Here is a 17,667-nt window from a genome sequence, read left to right as displayed (position 1 = left end):
AGGTAGTGTCTGTCTGGTCAGACACTACCTGTAAACATGAAAAGAGGGAATTGGATGGAAAAAGTACTGGAGATAAAAGGCTTAACAAAGCGTTATCGAAATAACCGGGGCATTTTTGACATTAATTTAAGTGTGTATAAAGGTGATATTTTTGGTTTATTCGGTCCCAACGGAGTGGGAAAAACCACGCTCATTAAAACGATGACACGATTATGTAATGCAGATCAAGGTGAAGTTTCGATGTTTGGATATGATGTATTCCTTCAGTTTGAAAAAGCGATGGAAAAAGTGGGGTGCATCATCGAAACGGGTGTTTCCTTTGAGTATATGACCGCATTTCAAAACTTACAGGTCGTTTCTCGCTTTTATCCCCATATTCCCAAAACGCGGATAGATGAAGTATTGGAGTTGGTGGGATTAGAAAAATATAAGAATGAGAAAGTGAAAGGCTTCTCGTCGGGGATGAAACAACGCTTGGCCTTGGCAACCGCCTTATTCTCCAATCCAGAGCTGGTGATCTTGGATGAACCCACCAGCAGTATGGATATTGAGGGGATGATTGACTTTCGAAATATCATCAAACGGTTGTCACATGAACAGCAAACCACCTTCTTTATTTCCAGCCATTTCATTCATGAAATGGAGCGTATGTGCAATCGAATCGGGATTCTCTATGATGGAAGACTCATCACCAGCGGATTGGTTTCGGAGATCATCAATAAAAATGAGTCATTGGAAAACTATTATCTATCACAAATTCAACGAGTCAGGGGGGATGAATCCGATGTCTGTTTTGTACGCGAATACAATCAATGAAACGCAAAAAATCTTGGTACAGAGGAAAACAAAAGGTTTTCTTATTTTTACATTCATGATTCCCATCTTGATCGCGGGCGCGCTTCATTATATACAAAATAGGCTAGGAATGAACATTCTCTCCGAATCGGATTTTTCCTATTTGTTATTGGATTGGTTTACCTCCATAATTCTACCTTTGTTTATTTTTATGGTCGCCACTGATTTGTTTGTGGGAGAAGTTTCCGCTCGGACTTTGAAACTGACTTTGGTTCGTCCCATTTCCCGGTTCAAAGTGTATGTATCCAAGATCTTGGCCATGGGGATATCTATTATCATCCAATTGGGAATCATGTGGTTTACGTCCCTTGCAGTGGGAAGTCTTGTCTTTCATGGATGGTCTATGCACGACTTTTTTCAAGTATGGCTCGGATATGCGCTTGATTTTATCCCGATGTTTACGTTGGGTGTATTTGCTGTGTTGATCGGACAGTTTCTGACCAGTACCAGTGGCGCATTTGCGTTATGTACCGTGCTGTTTGTCATTGCAAAAATCTTGGGCATCTTCTTTCCTTCATTAAGCGCGTTTTTGTTTACATCTTATACAGATTGGCATTCTTTGTGGATAGACAGTTCTGCATCGGGAAGTCATCTCATCAGTGTAACTTTAGTCATTTTGTCAAGTTTGATCCTGTTTTTTTCAATCGGTTATTATCAATTTGATACCAAAGAAGTCTGATCAGTAGGGGGATTCTGTTTGTCGATTCGCGTGAAATTATTGCTATCGTATATAGTCATGCTGATTCTTCCCGTATTCTTGTTTTTGATCGCTATCTTGATGATGGGTTTTGCTTTTTTCGGCGATATCAAGAATACAACGAGGTTCTATAATATTGATTTGAAAGAACCTCATACCATCACACGATTAATTTATGCAGATGATATCTTTTTTACAGAGTTGAAGGATGTTGCAAAATATGCGCCGCAAAAACTGGAAGATCCTCGATTCCTGAGAGGCATGGATCGAGAACTGAACAAAGTTCAATCTGGACTGATCATTCGACAAGGTCGTCAACTGGTTTATACATCCCCATTTTTCCGAGATCCTGCGATCATTCATGCACTTCCCCCTGTTTTTCAAAAAAAAGTGAACGATGAAGAGGATGAACATGAACATCATGAGATCAGAGTTCATCATCATTGGTACTCTTATAAGCAATACGATTTTTTCACCCAAGATCATCAAGTGATGACCATCTTTATTTTGCGGGATGTTAGCACGCTCACTCATTTAGCGCGAAAATTTTTTCGTACCATTATTATTACCTTATTTCTGGCTTTGGCAGTTACCAATGGATTACTCACTTATCTGGTTTCCAGAAGCATTCTCAAACCTTTAAACGTCTTAAAACACGCAACGGAACAGATCAAAGAAGAAAACCTGGACTTTCGAATCGTCCCCACATCCAAGGATGAATTGGGAGAGCTGAGCCTCGCCTTTGAAGAAATGAGACAAAAATTGAAGGAGTCCATCGATCTGCAACTGCAATACGAAGAAAATCGAAAGGAATTAATCTCGAATATTTCCCATGACTTAAAAACACCGCTGACCGCCATTAAGGGATATGTGGAGGGGATTCGGGATGGAGTGGCAGATACTCCCGAAAAGATAGAAAAATATCTTTCCATCATCGCCAAAAAAGCGGAAGATATGGATCAATTAATCGATGAGTTATTTTTATTTTCGAAGTTGGATCTAAAGAAGTTGCCGTTTTTCTTTGAACATGTGGAAATCGTGAAGTATCTGGACGAGTGTATTGAAGAAGTGAAATTTGACTTAGAAAAACACGGGATTTCAATAAAATGGGCAAGGAAAATCGCTCCCACAATCGTGATTGCTGATCGAGAAAAATTAAAAAGAGTCATCATGAACATCATCGGAAACAGCGTTAAATTTATGAACAAAACAAAAGGCGAAATCGGCTTCAGTCTCATAGACAAACCTGAAAAAGTCGTGATTCAAATTACAGACAACGGACCGGGAATCGATCCGGAAGCTTTACCATTCATCTTCGATCGATTTTACCGGATCGACAAATCAAGAAATAGCCTGACAGGAGGGAGTGGTCTGGGGCTTGCGATTGCGAAACAGATCATAGAAGAGCACAAAGGTGAAATATGGGCAAAGAGCGAACTAAACAAAGGAACGACCATCTCTTTTACACTACAAAAAGCATCGAAAAGAACAAAGGGTGGTAGTTTTGAAAAGGATCCTGATCATTGAAGATGAAGCAAGCATTGCGGAGCTGGAGAAAGATTATCTGGAAATCAATGGTTTTGATGTGGACATTGAATGCTCAGGGAAAAAAGGGTTACAGCGAGCACTTCAAACTCCCTATGATTTATTGATTTTGGATGTGATGCTGCCCGAATTGGATGGGTTTGAAATATGTAAACAAGTACGGGACCATAAAAACATTCCCATATTGATGGTAACAGCCAAAAAAGAGGACATTGATAAAATCAGAGGTCTTGGTCTGGGGGCAGATGATTATATTGTAAAACCGTTTAGTCCTGGTGAGTTAGTGGCAAGAGTGAAATCTCATCTTTCACGATATGAGCGGTTAACTGGAGCCAGAGAGGCAAAAAAAGGAGATGAGATTCGAATCAGAGGACTTTATATCAATAAAGCTTCACGCAGGGTCTTTGTCAATGACAAAGAAGTAAAAGTGACTACCAGGGAATTTGATTTATTGGTTTTTTTAGCTGAAAATCCCAATCGTGTATTTAGTAAAGAACACTTATTTGAAAGAATATGGGGACTGGATGCGAAAGGTGATGTAGCTACCGTAACCGTTCATATCAGGAAATTACGAGAAAAAATTGAGATGGATCCTTCCAACCCACAATATATTGAAACGATTTGGGGAGCCGGCTATCGGTTTAATGTTTAGCAATACTGGGCCAAATGAATCGGAGCCCACTTTATGCGGCGAAGCGCGGCAATGTCAATCTTATCTCTTAAGAGGCTTCTTTACTGGTGGAAACGGAGCGAAGGGCCCCGAGCATATGAATGAGTCGCGTATCCTTCAACTGCCCGGATGCCCTGGAATGGGAATGATGGCTTCAAATATGAAGACATCTGACTGAGAGGGAAACGTCTTCAACGCTCCATCAGGGCGAGCCGGATTCCCAAAATGGCGAACAGGGCCGCCTTCACCTTGTTGACATGTCTCGCAACGGCCGGGCGCCGAAGCCATCGTTGCCCGATCATACCGGCAAATATGGAGACAGCGGTAAACACCACCAATGCTTGCAGGAGAAAGAGGAAGCCCAACAATATCATCGGCCACACGGCGTTCTCCGCAGACGGGGGGACGAATTGCGGCAAAAACGCAAGAAAAAACAATGATACCTTCGGATTGAGCAGATTCATGAAAATCCCTTTGCGATAGAGAGCCCAGTGCGGACGTTGTTCCGCTTGTGGAAGGTCAAACGTTGCTTTTCCTTCCCGCGCCGCCTGCCAAGCCAAATAGAGCAGATACAGTGCCCCGGCGTACTTCAAAACGGCAAACGCGATCGCCGATTGGTGCAAAATCGCTGCAACACCTAGGGCGGCGGCCAGTGTGTGAACGATCAATCCGGTACACAAACCGAGAGCAGTGGCGATCCCGGCGGTTTTTCCCCGGCTCATGCTTTGCGCGATCACGAACAAAATGTCGGGGCCGGGCATCAGTGTGATGGCCACCGAAGCGGTGAAAAAATACAGGATGTGGACGGTGTCCATTGTGCAACACCTCGCATTCAAGGATGGAAGGATACGCCGATATCATGGTGCGGATGAGCATGGATCAAGGGATATTCTAATATTTGGTGGTTACCTCAACAATCTTCGTGGAGGAGATCATAGGTAAGACCGTTCGTTTATCCTCCAATTCAAACCGGTATCAGATAGAGCCAACCATCATGTGAATGAACGGCGATCCGGACCTTCAACGATCCGGCCTTCGATCACGGAAAAAGACAGCGATGAGCCGCCGCATGGTTTTCCTCGACAAGAAGCGGGGCAACCTGGTGATCCAGCGGTTGCGGACCCCGGTCACCACGACCGTTTTTTGTTGTTCCCATCCGTCAAGTGCCTCCCGCACCACTTGTTCAGCAGGGACGGCATAGGGCTGCGTAATCCCCGTTCGCCCCGCAAATTCGCTTTGGGTACTGCCCGGACATACAACGGTTACGGTGATGCCGGTGCCTTTCAGCTCCTCAGCCAACGCCTCTGTGTAATGAAGCAAAAAAGTTTTGGCTGCTCCGTATACGGCCATGTAGGGAGTGGGGAAAAAGGCCAGAGAGGAGGACACTTGGATGATCCCGCCCTGCTTTCGTGTGATCATACCAGGCAAAACGGCACGGGTGAGGGCCAACGGCACTTGGATGTGAAGACGAACCAACGCCTGTTCCAAGCGCGCATCGGTATGAATGACAGGCCCGTACAGCCCGATTCCCGCATTGTTGACGAGCAGGTCGATTTGATGCTGAGTCATCCACTGACTGATCCGAGCAACCTCATCCTCGTTGGTCAAATCGGCCGTGATCACATTTGCCTTCGCCCCCCGTTGTTCGACGAAGTTTGCCACCTCTTGCAGCAAGGAGGTTCTGCGGGCGACCAGCACCAAATCATATCCCCTATTCGCCAGCTCCTCGGCAAACGCGCGGCCAATCCCCGACGATGCTCCGGTGATAAGGGCAACCGGTCGCATGATGTTTCCTCCTTACGAAAAACAACAAATCTCGATGCGGTTGCCATCGAGGTCCTGGAACCACATCCATTTTACATCTTTGTCATCGAAAATCTCACTTACGATTACATTATGTTTCAGCAGATGGTTTCTCGCCATCTCTGTATCGGAGACGTAAAAATTGAAAAACGCCCGCCTGGCAGGTTGGAACGGCTCACCGGGAGGGGATTGTATCAGGGTTAGTGGTGTTTCACTGATATTCAGGGAACAGATATCGTCATTTTCAAAACGAATAGAGAATCCGAATACATCCTGATACCACCTTTTTGCTTGTTCCAAGTCTTGAACATAGCAGAATACCGTGTCGACCCGTTGAAACAGCGAGGATATGTTCCCCCACCTCCATAGAAGGATCGTCCTTTTCTTCCATTCGTCATCATGGTCTTGAATCCCTATAGGAATTATGTAGATCACGCTGTAACGAAAAAACAAAAAAAGGCGGCCTGATCCATCCAGCCACCTTGTCAGAGCCGGGAAAGCAATGTGGACAGTATCCACCAGACACACCCTAAAAAAGGGTGGCCGTTTTCCAACGAGCAATCTTTGAGCTTTGTGGAAGAGGACCGAGAGGGAAAACAGCCCAAAATCGTGATTGGTTAATACCGCGTTTTTTAATCCTTGAAAAAGCTTTTGAGCACGAACAGTGCGTTGGCCGGGCGTTCGGCGATTCGGCGCGTGAAGTAGGGATACCAATCTTTCCCGAACGGTGTATACACCCGCACTTTGTAGCCTTCTGCCACCAGTTGCCGCTGCAGTCCGTTGCGCACCCCGTACAACATCTGGAATTCGTACAGGTCGTCAGGAATGTTGTTTTCCTTGACGAACTGTTTGGTCCAGTTGATGATGTTTTCGTCGTGGGTGGCGATGGCAGTGTAGCAGCCGTTTTTCAGGTGCATAGCGACCAACTTGAGATAGTTTTCGTCCACGTCCTTTTTGTCCGGGAAAGCTACATCCTTGGGCTCCTTATAGGCTCCTTTGACAATCCGCAGATTGACGCCCATCTCGCCCAGCTCTTTGACGTCTGATTCGGATCTGTACAGATAGGATTGAATGACAAGGCCCACATGTTCTTTCCCGTATTCATTGACCAGCGTTTTGAAGAGATCGATCGTTTGTTGCACTCGAGGAGAATCTTCCATGTCGATGCGGACAAAGTTGCTCTTTTCTTTGGCTTTGGCCGCAATTCGGTGCATGTTTTCCAAACAGAAGTCGTAGCTGATGTCCAATCCCAGTTGGGTCAGCTTGACGGAGACGTTGGAATGGACACCGCTTTGGGCGATGGCGTCAAATATCGCCAAAATGGCGTCGGTGGCTTGCCGGGCTTCTTCCTCGGTGGTCACACTTTCACCCAGCAAGTCCAAAGTGACGACCAAGCCCTCTTCATTCAGCTTTTTGACGATGTCCACCGCTTCGTCCAATGTTTCCCCTGCGACAAAACGGGATGCCCCCAGCTTCAATCCGTATTTGGAAACAAATCTCGTGACGAGAGGGTTTCCAGCAATTGTTAGGACCGCTTTGCGTGAGAAGGACATCCTCATCCCTCCTTTTTCGAGGTCAATTGTATATAATAGTCATAGCATTCACCTTTAAACCGTTTTCATTATACACTAGCATGGGTGATCTGCAATCCTTTTTATCATTCAAACGATTTGAAGATTTTCTATGAGGTAGGGTACAATAAGGGAGGCAAATCAGGATAAGAGGAGGCGTTTTCGTTGGTAGTCGAATTTCGCAATGAACCCTTCACCGATTTCTCCAAAGAAGAAAACCGACGCGCATTTGAAGAGGCACTGGCTAAAGTGGAATCCGAACTGGGGCGCGAATACGACTTGATCATCGGCGGAGAGCGGATCAAAACCGAAGAGAAGTACCGCTCCATCAACCCGTCCAATGTGGATCAAGTAGTCGGATTCACGTCGAAAGGCACGGAAGAGCACGCGGAACAAGCCATCCAAGTGGCGGCGAAAACGTTCGAAACTTGGAAAAAAGTTTCTCCTGAAGCCCGTGCCCGGATTTTGTTCAAAGCGGCGTCCATTTTGCGCCGGAAAAAACATGAGTTCTCTGCTTGGATGGTGTTCGAGGCGGGCAAATCCTGGCCGGAAGCCGATGCCGACACCGCCGAAGCGATTGACTTTTTGGAGTTTTACGGTCGTGAAATGATTCGTCTGAGCGAACGGCAACCGCTTACCCGCGTTCCGGGAGAGGACAACGAACTCACCTACATTCCGCTGGGAGTGGGGATCATTATCCCGCCGTGGAACTTCCCGTTGGCTATCATGGTCGGCATGACCTCCTCCGCGATTGTCGCGGGTAACACAGTGGTGCTGAAACCAGCCGGTCCGACGACGGTGATCGCTGCCAAGTTCATGGAAATCCTCGAGGAAGCCGGTCTGCCGGCGGGCGTTGTCAACTTCGTGCCCGGATCCGGACCGGTCGTGGGTGAGTACTTGGTGAAACATCCGTTGGCACGGTTCATCTCCTTCACCGGTTCCCGTGACGTGGGGCTGCGCATCAACGAGCTGGCTGCCAAACGGGCCAAAGGGCAAAAATGGATCAAGCGCGTCATCGCGGAGATGGGTGGAAAAGACTCTATCATCGTGGACAAAGAGGCAGACCTGGATCTGGCTGCGCAAGCGATTGTCACTTCGGCTTTTGGGTTCTCCGGTCAAAAATGTTCGGCTTGCTCTCGAGCGATCGTCCATCAAGACGTCTACGACGAAGTGTTGGCCAAAGTAACCGAGAGAGTAAAAAACCTCAAAGTGGCCGAAGCGCGTGAATTCGGCATCGATATGGGTCCGGTGATCGACGAAAACGCCTATAAGAAAATCCTGGAATATATTGAGATCGGAAAACAGGAAGGCCGTTTGGTGATCGGTGGCGGAAAAGCCGAAGGAAACGGGTACTTCATTCAACCGACGATCTTTGCCGATGTGGACCCGAACGCCCGGATCGCCCAGGAAGAGATCTTCGGTCCGGTAGTGGCGTTCATTAAGGCGAAAGACTTTGATCATGCGCTGGAAATTGCCAACAACACCGAGTACGGGTTGACCGGTTCCGTTATTTCCAGAAACCGCGCCAACCTGGAAAAAGCGCGTGAAGAGTTCCATGTTGGCAACCTGTACTTCAACCGCAAATGTACCGGTGCATTGGTGGGTGTGCATCCGTTCGGTGGTTTCAATATGTCCGGTACTGACTCCAAAGCGGGCGGCCGCGACTACCTGCTCTTGTTCACCCAAGCCAAAGTGGTCTCTGAGCTGTTCTGATGCCATAAGCAAAACCCCGGCAGGTTTATGCCTTGCCGGGGTTTTCGGTTTCTTCGCTGGCGGATGCAGTCTCTTTTTCTGCCGGGTTGACAGGGCAAGTATCATCGCAACCTCCCGCAGGAATCACCGTTCGTCGGCTGGCGATAAAATCGTACACTTTTTGGCCCATTCCGATCCGGCGCGCGATCCACATCAGTGGCACCAAGGGCCACAGGAGTGGCAGGCGGGAGGACATCTGGATGATACCGTCAATCCCGTCACGAAAATGTCGGCCGTCGGCGGTACTGTGCAAGCGTTTCTCCACTTTTTCCGCCGCCAATCCGTATCGTTCGATGACGCCCGGCTCCCGGAACGAGACAAACGAAAGCAGGGAGAACCAGTCCAGTTTGCGGGCCGTATCCACACTTTGTCTACAAAACGGGCACCATCCGTCATAAAACACGATGACACGGTGACGTTGCACCCAATTCTGTTCTCCGATCCATCGGGTCCAATTCTCCCATCCTAGCCTCAATTGATCTCCCACCCATCTGAAGGCTGTGCCGATTCGTCGGTAGTCGCGGTCGGTCAGCAAAATCATCTCACTGCCGATCATCACCCACGAAAATTCGATCAGTCCCATGAACATGGCGATTCCGATATGCATGGAGACGGCGAAACAGACAGCTGCGTATTTGGTATAGCGATTGAGCAGCAAAAAAGGAAATGAGACCTGAAATAATACGGTTGCATAGCTCAACAGAACCACTACAATATCATATTTCCAGATCCACTCGCTGTAACCGGGCCAGTAAAACTCGTTGACCCGCGTGGCATAGTAGATGGCTGTTCCGTGTTGCCACATGCTGCCCATCACTTTATACATACCCGAAGTAAAGTACACCATGGCCAGTTGGATCATGACAGCTAGTACTGCTGCGTTGTGAAGAACCGCCAGCATCTGGCGCGGGAGGGAGGCGGCCGTTTGATCCAGCTGCCTCCGGCGACGGCGGGCATCCCACGAGAAATAGGCGCCGGTGTTGGCGAACATGAGATAAAACAGGTCCAATCGGAGAACGTTGTCCCCACCGTTGGTGATATAAGGGTTGCGGATGAACAGGGACCAATACAGCACCGCGAGCAGTACGCCGGTGACCCGTGACCGGTAGCCGATCAGGTAGGCCAATGCGACCAAAATGGTCACATGATATACCCATTCGAAATAAATGCGATCCGCACTGAGTTGGTAAAGCGAAAAGGTGTGACGCTCCCGGAGATAACGCAAAAAGTCTTCGTATGGCCAAATGCCGTGAATGCCCCACAACAAATGGCGGTCGGTATAGTTGGAGAGTAAGTAATAGAGAATAGCCACAGCGACGGCGATCCGCACCAGACTGGCTCCGATCAATACATGTTCCTTGGTGAGAAAGCGAAAGATCCGGGTGGTCATCGGAAGTTCCCTCCCGTAGTTCCCGCATCGATGGGACGAACGTTCATCCAATCCGTTTCGCGGTAGTAAAACGTACCCTTGCGATCAGGTTTGTGCCGTTCGTAAAACCGCGGAAATACGTTCGTGACGATGCGCACTTTTACTTGCAGCACGTGGGGCCGGTGCGGAAAGTCGCGGATCGCGTTGGCGGCCACTCGCTCCAGCATATGTTCACCCATGGCCTTGCGGTTTTGGTCTTTGTCGGTGAACCAGGTGATGGCAGTGTATTGAAACCGGTACAAACGTCCGTCGTTGGAAAAACGGTCCTGTTGGATATGGGTGATCAGGGGCTGGGAAACATCGCGCCAAGGGGTCTCCTTGATCTGGCCGGTCTCAGGATCCTTCCACTTCGCCTTGACGAAGATATTCTGGTGTTGGGAGACAGGATTGGGAGCAAATAATTTCCAGTTCTGCATGAACAAAGGGTCCATATATTTCATCATGGGCTCAAACCATGCTTGTTTGATCGGGTTGGGTGGTGCCAGATACAATGCGGTCATGCCGAAGTGAAAGCCCAACAAGCACGCCAGTCCGATGATCCAAGCGCTCAATACAGCGGTTTTCCATTTCACGGACCTCACCTCGTCCGGGAAGGTTCAATTTTCATCCTACCATACTTGGGAAACAAAAAGCGTTCATTCTTTAGCTACAGCCACTCCGAGCCAACGGGCGACCACGCCGGTGGTGCTCGCCTGGAGCACGATAGTAAACAGGATAGCGATAAACGTGACCGCCGCAATCACGTTGGCATGAGCGACACCGGCACCGACGATCATGCCGGACAGTGCGGCAGGGATCACGCCGGTTTCCCGCACCCAAAAGAAAAACAACACCTCCCGCCACCGCCAACGCGCGAGTCGGTCGGGCAGGGTACATGCCAGCACGGTAAGCGGACGGGCAACAAACATCAACACAAACACGACCAGTATACCTTGCCACCAGTATTGGGACAATACAGCGAAATTGACTTGGGTCCCGAGCAGAACGAAAATCAGTTTGCGCAACAGCAATGTGACAGTGTCTCCGAATAAGACGATTTCCGAAACGGTGTCTTCCGGGATGCGCAACCGGAACAGATCTGGGTTACCGAAGACGACGCCCGCGGCAAAAGTAGCCATAAAACCGCTGGCGTGGATCGATCCTACCACCAAGTAGGAACCGATCGCCACCAGCAGGCTGACGACTGTACCATACCGGCGAAATACACCTATTCGATGCTCGGATGTGACCAACAAACCCAGCCAGCCAATCAGGATGCCGATGATCAATCCGCCACCGGCCTCGCGAACAAAACTCCAAATGGTATCGATGGCGGAAAAACGGGTTTCACCGAGGATCAGTTCCAAGACAGTGAAGGTGAGAATCGAGCCGGTGGCATCATTGAAAGCCGATTCGGACTCAACGGTTTGACGTACCCGGGGTTCCACCGCCACTTGGCGGAAGACGGGGATCAATGTCGCCGGATCGGTCGATGCGATCACTGCTGCCAACAAGGCGGCATACAGGACCGGCAGTTTCAATAAGGCGACCGCCGTTACTGTCACGATGGCAGCAGTGATGAGCACGCCGGGAACGGACAACAGGGTCACCGTGATCCATACGCGCTTTAACACGGAAAATTGAATCGCACGCCCCCCTTCAAACAGGATCAACGTGGACCCGATCAAAATGATGAACTGATAGGCCACAGAGTTGCCGGGTTGTACGATCCAGTTCAATCCCGCCGGACCGACGAGCATGCCAAGTATCAGGAATAATACGAAATCGGGGATGCGGATTCGTTGTGCCAGTCGGGTAGCGATCAGCCCGAGCAGAAAGACCATGGTAAACATGTACATTTCGGTTTGTGCGATTTCCATAACTTCGGATTTCATCGTGCTGACTCCTTCTGAGGTTCGACTGGTTGTTTCTTCAAGAGTGAGTCTGGTAATACTGTCCAATTGCTTTCCCGGTTGGCTCCACCTACGCCCTGCAAGGAAGCGGGTCATGGCCGCTCCGACCCGAAGCGCAGGATGCGGGCAAAGTACGCTTCGCTTAGAGGTGGTTGCTCGCGATTTCATTTCTGCGCTTTCCGGGTCTTCGCTCACCTGGGAGAGCATTTTCTCCTTCACGGATTTACCAGACACGCCCTAAAGGCGTTTTTCGTGCGTCTCCATTTCTATCCTGTTTCATACATGAATGGCTCGGCGGACCGTGTTCCATTTCGCCCCGCAGCGCGAAAAGGCCAACCTGAAACGGATGGTTTCAAGTCGCTCAGTCGGGGGAAGATCACGATTGCATGTGCAGGTGCCAATCTGATTATACCTTAATGATGAACAATTTGTCGGACAATGATGGGGTCATTTGGTAACATAACCAAAGCTCGCTCATTTAACCTCATTTCTTTCCGATAAGACAGAAGAATCGGATTCATTCCTTGACATTGGGAGGGAGGAATGGGTATATTCACCTTACGGATAGTGTTTTTCTTCCTCATTCCTCATATTGATTTCAAAATTGTCTGCAATGGAGGGATGTACGATCATTCAGTTCCGCCAGGTCAACAAATGGTTCGGAGATTTTCACGTCCTAAAAGACATCAACTTGACGATCCAAGCGGGCGAAGTGGTCGTGATTCTTGGACCCAGCGGATCGGGCAAAAGCACCTTGCTCCGCTGTATCAATCAGTTAGAAACGGTATCTGAGGGCGAAGTCATCGTGGACGGGGTAAAAATGAACGACCCCAAAACCAATCTGAACAAAGCACGACAGGAAATCGGCATGGTTTTCCAGCACTTTCATCTGTATCCTCACAAAACGGTGTTGGAAAACATTATGCTCGCCCCGATGAAAGTAAAGAAAATGCCTGAAGAGGAAGCGCGAAAGATTGCGGAATTTTACCTGCAAAAAGTAGGAATCCCAGAGAAGGCCAACGCCTATCCCTCCCAATTGTCGGGCGGCCAGCAGCAGCGCGTCGCGATCGCCAGAGGATTGGCGATGAAACCGAAGATCATGTTGTTCGACGAGCCCACTTCCGCACTCGATCCCGAAATGATCGGTGAAGTGCTGGACGTGATGCGAACGCTGGCCAAAGAAGGCATGACCATGGTGGTAGTGACCCACGAGATGGGGTTCGCGCGGGAAGTGGCGGATCGGGTGATCTTTATGGATGAAGGACGGATTTTGGAGGAATCCGAGCCGGAGACGTTTTTCAACAATCCAAAAGAAGAACGAACCCGGCAGTTTTTAAGTAGAATTCTGAAACATTAAAAAAGGGGGAATTCGATGCGGTTTTGGAAGCGTTGGTTGGTGTTTTGTCTGTCCGCGGTGTTGGCGTTTTCCCTGACGGCTTGCGGTGGTGGAAGCTCGGCCGACGGTTCGTCGCTTGCGGCGATCAAAAAGCGGGGGAAATTGGTCGTCGGTGTCAAGTATGACACCAACCTGTTCGGCTACAAAGATCCCGCTGACGGTCAAGTGAAAGGATTTGAAATCGATTTGATGCGCGAGTTTGCCAAGAGATTGCTGGGCGACGAAAAGAAAGTGGAGTTCAAGGAGGTCACCTCCAAAACGCGGATCAAGATGCTGCAAAGCGGTGATATCGACTTGGTCGCGGCGACGATGACCATCACCGACAAGCGGAAGAAACAGGTGGATTTTTCCCGCGTCTATTTCATGGCTGGACAATCCTTGCTGGTACCGACCAACAGTCCGATCACGGGGCTGAAATCTTTGAATGGAAAAGTGGTGGCCACGGCCAAAGGAGCCACGAGTGGCCGGAACCTGCAAAAATTGGTACCTGGTGTGAAGATCAAGGAGTATGAAAACTATGCCGATGCGTTCACGGCACTCAAGAGCGGTCAAGCGGATGCCGTGACGACCGATGACAGTATTTTGATGGGAATGCAGCAACAGGACCCCACCCACTTCAAACTCGTCGGCGGGCAGTTTACGCAAGAGCCGTACGGGATGGCGGTGAAAAAGGGGAACAAGGATCTGTTGAAAGCGGTGAACGATTTCTTGAACGAAATCATGAAAGATGGCACCTATCAGAAACTCTATCGGAAGTGGTTCAAAAAGAACCCGCCGGCCCATATTCCGGCAGAAGCAGTGCAAAAAGCTCCATGATCAAGCGTACATCTATTTAGGGTGTGTCTGTTCATTCCGTGAGGAGGCAATGTTTTCCCAGGTGAGGATCACCTTAGAGCCCGACCATGTGGACAACCGGAAAGCGCAGGAATGCATTCGCGGGCAATTTCCCCCATGCGAGGCGTGTTTTGCCCGCGTTCTGCGCTCCCCGGTCTCAAGCAGCCATGATCCTTTTCCGAGAGGGCGCATGTGGAGCGAACTGGGAAAGCGAAGAGGACTGTATTGATCAGGAATGCCCTAGCGATGGAGCCCATCGGTTCTGCAGTAAGGTGGCGAATGAGCTTCATTTAGGCGAAATAGGTACGATGCAGGAAAAGGCTCATCCAAAGGAATCTATTTACCAGATATGTTTTAGAGAGAAAGCGAGGGTGAGCGATGTTCGATATAGCGGTTTTAGCTGATTACAAGCAGGAGTTTATCGATGGGTTTCTTGTCACGCTTTCGGCAAGTGTACTGGCGTTGGGACTCAGTTTGGCCATCGGTACGTTCATCGCGGTATTGCGATTGTCCGGGGTGCGACCATTGGAAATCCTGGGAACGGCTTATGTGGAATTTTTCCGCAACACACCCATTGTGATTCAGGTGTTTATGTTTGCGATTGGACTCCCCACATTGGGTATTCGGTTTTCCGAGTTTACCAGCGGCGTGTTGGGACTGTCCATCTACACCGGGGCATTTATCGCCGAGGCGCTTCGTGCTGGGATTCAGTCCGTGCCAAAAGGACAGATGGAAGCGGCACGTTCATCCGGGATGAGTTATGTGCAGGCCATGCGATACGTGATTTTGCCGCAAGCGTTCAAGCTGGTCATCCCGCCCCTCGGCAACCAGTTCGTCAACTTGGTGAAAAACTCGTCGGTTCTGGCTATCATCGCCGGCGGGGATTTGCTGTATACCGCGGACAGTGTATCGTCGGATACGTTTGAGGTAGCGGTCGTCTACGGTTTTGTCGCTTTGCTGTATCTGGTCATCACCCTGCCGATCAGTATCGGTGTCAACTGGTTGGAACGTCGGCTCAGTAAAAATCGTTGAAAGGGGGATGCCGGTGGATTTCCAACACACATTCGCGCCCGAAACGCTCCGCACATTGATGGAAGGGTTACTGGTCACTTTGGAAGTGGCGGCATCCGCCATCGTGCTCAGTTTTATCTTGGGTATTATTCTGGGCATCCTGCGGTACACGAAATTGCCGGTATTGTCCCAGCTGGCGGTGTTGTACATTGAGGTGATGCGCAATTTGCCGCTGTTGCTCATCATCTTTTTCGGCTATTTCGGTTTGCGCGACATGGGGATTGATTTACCCGTGACCATGGCGGCGATTGCAGGACTCACGGTATTCACTTCAGCGTTGATCGCTGAGATTGTGCGAAGTGGATTGAACTCGGTGGAAAAAGGACAAATCGAAGCCGCACGTTCCCAAGGGTTTACCTATGTACAAACCTTGTGGTACATCATTTTGCCGCAAGCCCTCAAACGCATGATCCCACCGCTGGTCAGCCAGTTCATCACGTTGGTGAAGGACACGTCACTCGCGGTTGTGATCAGTTTGGAGGAAATGATGCACAACGCACAGATCGTTTACAACAAGTACGTGAATGCGACCATCCCGTTGCTCTTGTTGGTGGCGTTTATCTATTTCACCATCAATTACAGCCTCTCAAGGGTGAGCCGGTATTTGGAAAAACGGTTGGCGGGCTGACGCGGTTGACCTCCACTGATATTTCATCCCGGTATTGGTATTCGTTGACTGGTGTCACCACCAACAAATCATGCCCATCCCGGTCGATTTACCCCGAGGTGACTATTTTCCGGGACGAGAGAGTCTGGTCTGGCGAGCTTTTGGGTATTGGTGACCCAAGCGAAGGGTGGTCATTTTCCGGAGAGCGACATTAGAGTGTGTGTCGCAGATATGACATGGAAAATGGCTCACCCCAAGCAAAATGCTGAAACCAGACATGCCCTCATCGTGTGGATGCAGTTTCATCCAACACACAATCTTCACGGAATCCCTTTCGGCGAATATGGACACAACTACGTAGATGGAATAAGATCAAAATGGTGAACTCAATTCATACATATTCGTGGAGCCCGTTTGACGGGTTGCTTTTGATGTAAATCCCACTTTTGCATACACACTATGAATCAATGGAGCCGAAAGAAAGGGGTCAGGGATGGGCGGATTTATTCAATCTTTTTTACACTGGTTGGCGGATCTCGGTTATCTGGGCATTGCTTTGGGATTGATGGTGGAAGTGATCCCGAGCGAAATCGTTCTCGCCTATGGGGGGTACCTTGTCTCTCGCGGAGAAGTGACGTTTGTGGGTGCCGTAATAGCCGGTACGATCGGCGGTTTGCTGGCACAGTTATTCCTATACTGGGCAGGGTATTATGGCGGTCGACCCTTCCTGGAGAAATATGGGAAATACGTGCTTATCAAGAAAAAGCATCTCGATGTGGCGGAAGAGTGGTTTCACCGCTACGGCGCAGGCGTCATCTTCGGAGCTCGTTTCATCCCGGTTGTCCGTCATGCCATCTCAATCCCGGCTGGGATTGCCAAAATGTCATGGATGAAGTTTACGGCGTATACTACGATGGCCATTGTCCCTTGGTCGATTTTCTTTGTTTATATCGGTTGGGAACTGGGAGACCGCTGGGAAGACTTCAAACAGATCGCTGAACCGTATGTACAGCCGTTGGCGATCGCTGCGGTCATCCTCCTCGCTGGTTATGTGTTGGTGCAATCGATGAAGAAAAAACGCGCGTAAAACAATGGTTGATCTTGAATCATCCTCATTTGCACGATTGGGAAAAACTGAGGCCATGAAAATGTCAAGATGCTCTCCCATGGATACATGAATCTTTGTTACAATAAGGGCAGAATAGGATACGCTGAAAACAAACGCAGTCATGGAGCGTTCACATAAGGGAAATTGAAGAAACAGGGAGGGCGTCATCGATGCACATGCCTTCGTTGAGCGGATGGATCATTATTTTGGTGATCGCGCTGTTGGTGTTCGGCCCGAGCAAGTTGCCGCAGTTAGGTAAGTCTCTCGGCAGTGCCTTGCGGGAGTTCAAAGAAGCTGTCGGTGGTGTAGACAAGGACGATCAAAACAAAGACAAAACCAGCACCTGAGAAAAAGGGACGGGGAAAAAACCCCGTCCCTTTCTTTTACAACAGCGCCGGACATGCCACCGTATTTTTCATCGTTGGCCCAGCGATGAA

18 protein-coding genes are annotated in these 17,667 nt (G+C 49.3%); 11 read left to right on the top strand and 7 right to left on the bottom strand.

The window, feature by feature from the left end:
* The first annotated feature begins 54 nt into the window (after nucleotides 1-54).
* Genes NWF35_RS14680 through NWF35_RS14665 form a run of 4 tightly spaced genes read left to right on the top strand, consistent with a single transcriptional unit; the run spans nucleotide 55 to nucleotide 3,749 of the window.
* Nucleotides 55-816 carry an ABC transporter ATP-binding protein gene (locus NWF35_RS14680; protein WP_301240103.1) on the top strand — a complete coding sequence of 254 codons (762 nt, stop codon included), beginning with the start codon at nucleotides 55-57 and terminating at the stop codon, nucleotides 814-816.
* Nucleotides 785-1,534: an ABC transporter permease gene (locus NWF35_RS14675; protein ID WP_301240102.1), complete on the top strand. Its 750-nt coding sequence runs from the start codon at nucleotides 785-787 to the stop codon at nucleotides 1,532-1,534. Before NWF35_RS14680 ends, NWF35_RS14675 begins: the two co-directional genes overlap by 32 nt.
* Nucleotides 1,535-1,552: 18 nt before the next feature.
* Complete coding sequence (locus NWF35_RS14670) at nucleotides 1,553-3,079, top strand: sensor histidine kinase (RefSeq protein ID WP_301240101.1); 1,527 nt, start codon at nucleotides 1,553-1,555, stop codon at nucleotides 3,077-3,079.
* Entirely contained in the window at nucleotides 3,057-3,749 is a 693-nt protein-coding gene (locus NWF35_RS14665; RefSeq protein WP_494515713.1) for a response regulator transcription factor, read from the top strand. Before NWF35_RS14670 ends, NWF35_RS14665 begins: the two co-directional genes overlap by 23 nt.
* A gap of 209 nt (nucleotides 3,750-3,958) precedes the next feature.
* Here NWF35_RS14665 and NWF35_RS14660 read toward each other — a convergent pair whose 3' ends face one another.
* The 4 genes from NWF35_RS14660 to NWF35_RS14650 all read right to left on the bottom strand — a co-directional run bounded on the left by NWF35_RS14660 (nucleotide 3,959) and on the right by NWF35_RS14650 (nucleotide 7,123).
* A complete protein-coding gene (locus NWF35_RS14660; protein ID WP_301240099.1) occupies nucleotides 3,959-4,582 on the bottom strand; it encodes a LysE family translocator in 624 nt (207 codons plus the stop codon).
* A 205-nt stretch (nucleotides 4,583-4,787) separates the two neighbouring features.
* On the bottom strand, nucleotides 4,788-5,552 hold the full coding sequence (locus tag NWF35_RS14655; RefSeq protein ID WP_301240098.1) for an SDR family NAD(P)-dependent oxidoreductase: 765 nt from the start codon (nucleotides 5,550-5,552) through the stop codon (nucleotides 4,788-4,790).
* 12 nt (nucleotides 5,553-5,564) lie between these two features.
* Nucleotides 5,565-6,005 (bottom strand): VOC family protein, encoded by a 441-nt coding sequence (locus NWF35_RS16895; RefSeq protein ID WP_363321625.1) that lies wholly within the window; start codon nucleotides 6,003-6,005, stop codon nucleotides 5,565-5,567.
* Between the two features lie 197 nt (nucleotides 6,006-6,202).
* Nucleotides 6,203-7,123 (bottom strand): proline dehydrogenase family protein, encoded by a 921-nt coding sequence (locus NWF35_RS14650; RefSeq protein WP_301240097.1) that lies wholly within the window; start codon nucleotides 7,121-7,123, stop codon nucleotides 6,203-6,205.
* A gap of 183 nt (nucleotides 7,124-7,306) precedes the next feature.
* Between NWF35_RS14650 and pruA the strand changes: the two genes are divergently transcribed.
* Nucleotides 7,307-8,854, top strand: a complete 1,548-nt coding sequence (pruA, locus tag NWF35_RS14645) for an L-glutamate gamma-semialdehyde dehydrogenase (RefSeq protein ID WP_301240096.1) — start codon at nucleotides 7,307-7,309, stop codon at nucleotides 8,852-8,854.
* Between the two features lie 25 nt (nucleotides 8,855-8,879).
* Here the strand turns inward: pruA and NWF35_RS14640 are convergent, their stop codons facing one another.
* The 3 genes from NWF35_RS14640 to NWF35_RS14630 all read right to left on the bottom strand — a co-directional run bounded on the left by NWF35_RS14640 (nucleotide 8,880) and on the right by NWF35_RS14630 (nucleotide 12,196).
* Nucleotides 8,880-10,283: a DCC1-like thiol-disulfide oxidoreductase family protein gene (locus tag NWF35_RS14640; protein WP_301240095.1), complete on the bottom strand. Its 1,404-nt coding sequence runs from the start codon at nucleotides 10,281-10,283 to the stop codon at nucleotides 8,880-8,882.
* Nucleotides 10,280-10,894, bottom strand: a complete 615-nt coding sequence (locus NWF35_RS14635) for a DUF5819 family protein (protein ID WP_301240093.1) — start codon at nucleotides 10,892-10,894, stop codon at nucleotides 10,280-10,282. The genes NWF35_RS14640 and NWF35_RS14635 overlap by 4 nt, the downstream gene beginning before the upstream one ends.
* Nucleotides 10,895-10,957: 63 nt before the next feature.
* The gene (locus NWF35_RS14630; RefSeq protein WP_301240091.1) at nucleotides 10,958-12,196 is read right to left on the bottom strand and encodes a cation:proton antiporter; all 1,239 of its coding nucleotides are present in this window, start codon (nucleotides 12,194-12,196) and stop codon (nucleotides 10,958-10,960) included.
* 646 nt (nucleotides 12,197-12,842) lie between these two features.
* Here NWF35_RS14630 and NWF35_RS14625 point away from each other — a divergent pair.
* The 6 genes from NWF35_RS14625 to NWF35_RS14600 all read left to right on the top strand — a co-directional run bounded on the left by NWF35_RS14625 (nucleotide 12,843) and on the right by NWF35_RS14600 (nucleotide 17,577).
* A complete protein-coding gene (locus tag NWF35_RS14625; RefSeq protein ID WP_301240142.1) occupies nucleotides 12,843-13,571 on the top strand; it encodes an amino acid ABC transporter ATP-binding protein in 729 nt (242 codons plus the stop codon).
* 15 nt (nucleotides 13,572-13,586) lie between these two features.
* Nucleotides 13,587-14,426 carry a glutamate ABC transporter substrate-binding protein gene (locus tag NWF35_RS14620; RefSeq protein WP_301240090.1) on the top strand — a complete coding sequence of 280 codons (840 nt, stop codon included), beginning with the start codon at nucleotides 13,587-13,589 and terminating at the stop codon, nucleotides 14,424-14,426.
* 396 nt (nucleotides 14,427-14,822) lie between these two features.
* Nucleotides 14,823-15,476 (top strand): amino acid ABC transporter permease, encoded by a 654-nt coding sequence (locus NWF35_RS14615; RefSeq protein WP_301240089.1) that lies wholly within the window; start codon nucleotides 14,823-14,825, stop codon nucleotides 15,474-15,476.
* Nucleotides 15,477-15,489: 13 nt separating this feature from the next.
* Nucleotides 15,490-16,143 carry an amino acid ABC transporter permease gene (locus NWF35_RS14610; RefSeq protein WP_435873913.1) on the top strand — a complete coding sequence of 218 codons (654 nt, stop codon included), beginning with the start codon at nucleotides 15,490-15,492 and terminating at the stop codon, nucleotides 16,141-16,143.
* 472 nt (nucleotides 16,144-16,615) lie between these two features.
* On the top strand, nucleotides 16,616-17,209 hold the full coding sequence (uptA, locus tag NWF35_RS14605; RefSeq protein ID WP_301240088.1) for an undecaprenyl phosphate transporter UptA: 594 nt from the start codon (nucleotides 16,616-16,618) through the stop codon (nucleotides 17,207-17,209).
* 191 nt (nucleotides 17,210-17,400) lie between these two features.
* A complete protein-coding gene (locus NWF35_RS14600) occupies nucleotides 17,401-17,577 on the top strand; it encodes a twin-arginine translocase TatA/TatE family subunit (protein WP_363321624.1) in 177 nt (58 codons plus the stop codon).
* The last annotated feature ends 90 nt before the right edge of the window (nucleotides 17,578-17,667 follow it).

Source organism: Polycladomyces subterraneus, assembly GCF_030433435.1.
In the GTDB taxonomy this organism is placed as follows: Bacteria; Bacillota; Bacilli; order Thermoactinomycetales; family JIR-001; genus Polycladomyces; species Polycladomyces subterraneus.
The sequence above is the reverse complement of the archived record's forward strand: the minus strand, read 5'-3'. Positions and strand labels throughout refer to the sequence as shown.

Excerpts from the sequence above, each read along its gene's own strand:
- uptA (WP_301240088.1), top strand. The coding sequence starts at position 16,616 with ATGGGCGGATTTATTCAATCTTTTTTACACTGGTTGGCGGATCTCGGT.
- NWF35_RS14650 (WP_301240097.1), bottom strand. The coding sequence starts at position 7,123 with ATGTCCTTCTCACGCAAAGCGGTCCTAACAATTGCTGGAAACCCTCTC.
- NWF35_RS14620 (WP_301240090.1), top strand. The coding sequence starts at position 13,587 with ATGCGGTTTTGGAAGCGTTGGTTGGTGTTTTGTCTGTCCGCGGTGTTG.
- NWF35_RS14630 (WP_301240091.1), bottom strand. The coding sequence starts at position 12,196 with ATGAAATCCGAAGTTATGGAAATCGCACAAACCGAAATGTACATGTTT.
- NWF35_RS14600 (WP_363321624.1), top strand. The coding sequence starts at position 17,401 with ATGCACATGCCTTCGTTGAGCGGATGGATCATTATTTTGGTGATCGCG.
- NWF35_RS14655 (WP_301240098.1), bottom strand. The coding sequence starts at position 5,552 with ATGCGACCGGTTGCCCTTATCACCGGAGCATCGTCGGGGATTGGCCGC.
- NWF35_RS14680 (WP_301240103.1), top strand. The coding sequence starts at position 55 with ATGGAAAAAGTACTGGAGATAAAAGGCTTAACAAAGCGTTATCGAAAT.
- NWF35_RS14640 (WP_301240095.1), bottom strand. The coding sequence starts at position 10,283 with ATGACCACCCGGATCTTTCGCTTTCTCACCAAGGAACATGTATTGATC.
- NWF35_RS14615 (WP_301240089.1), top strand. The coding sequence starts at position 14,823 with ATGTTCGATATAGCGGTTTTAGCTGATTACAAGCAGGAGTTTATCGAT.
- NWF35_RS14675 (WP_301240102.1), top strand. The coding sequence starts at position 785 with ATGTCTGTTTTGTACGCGAATACAATCAATGAAACGCAAAAAATCTTG.
- NWF35_RS14660 (WP_301240099.1), bottom strand. The coding sequence starts at position 4,582 with ATGGACACCGTCCACATCCTGTATTTTTTCACCGCTTCGGTGGCCATC.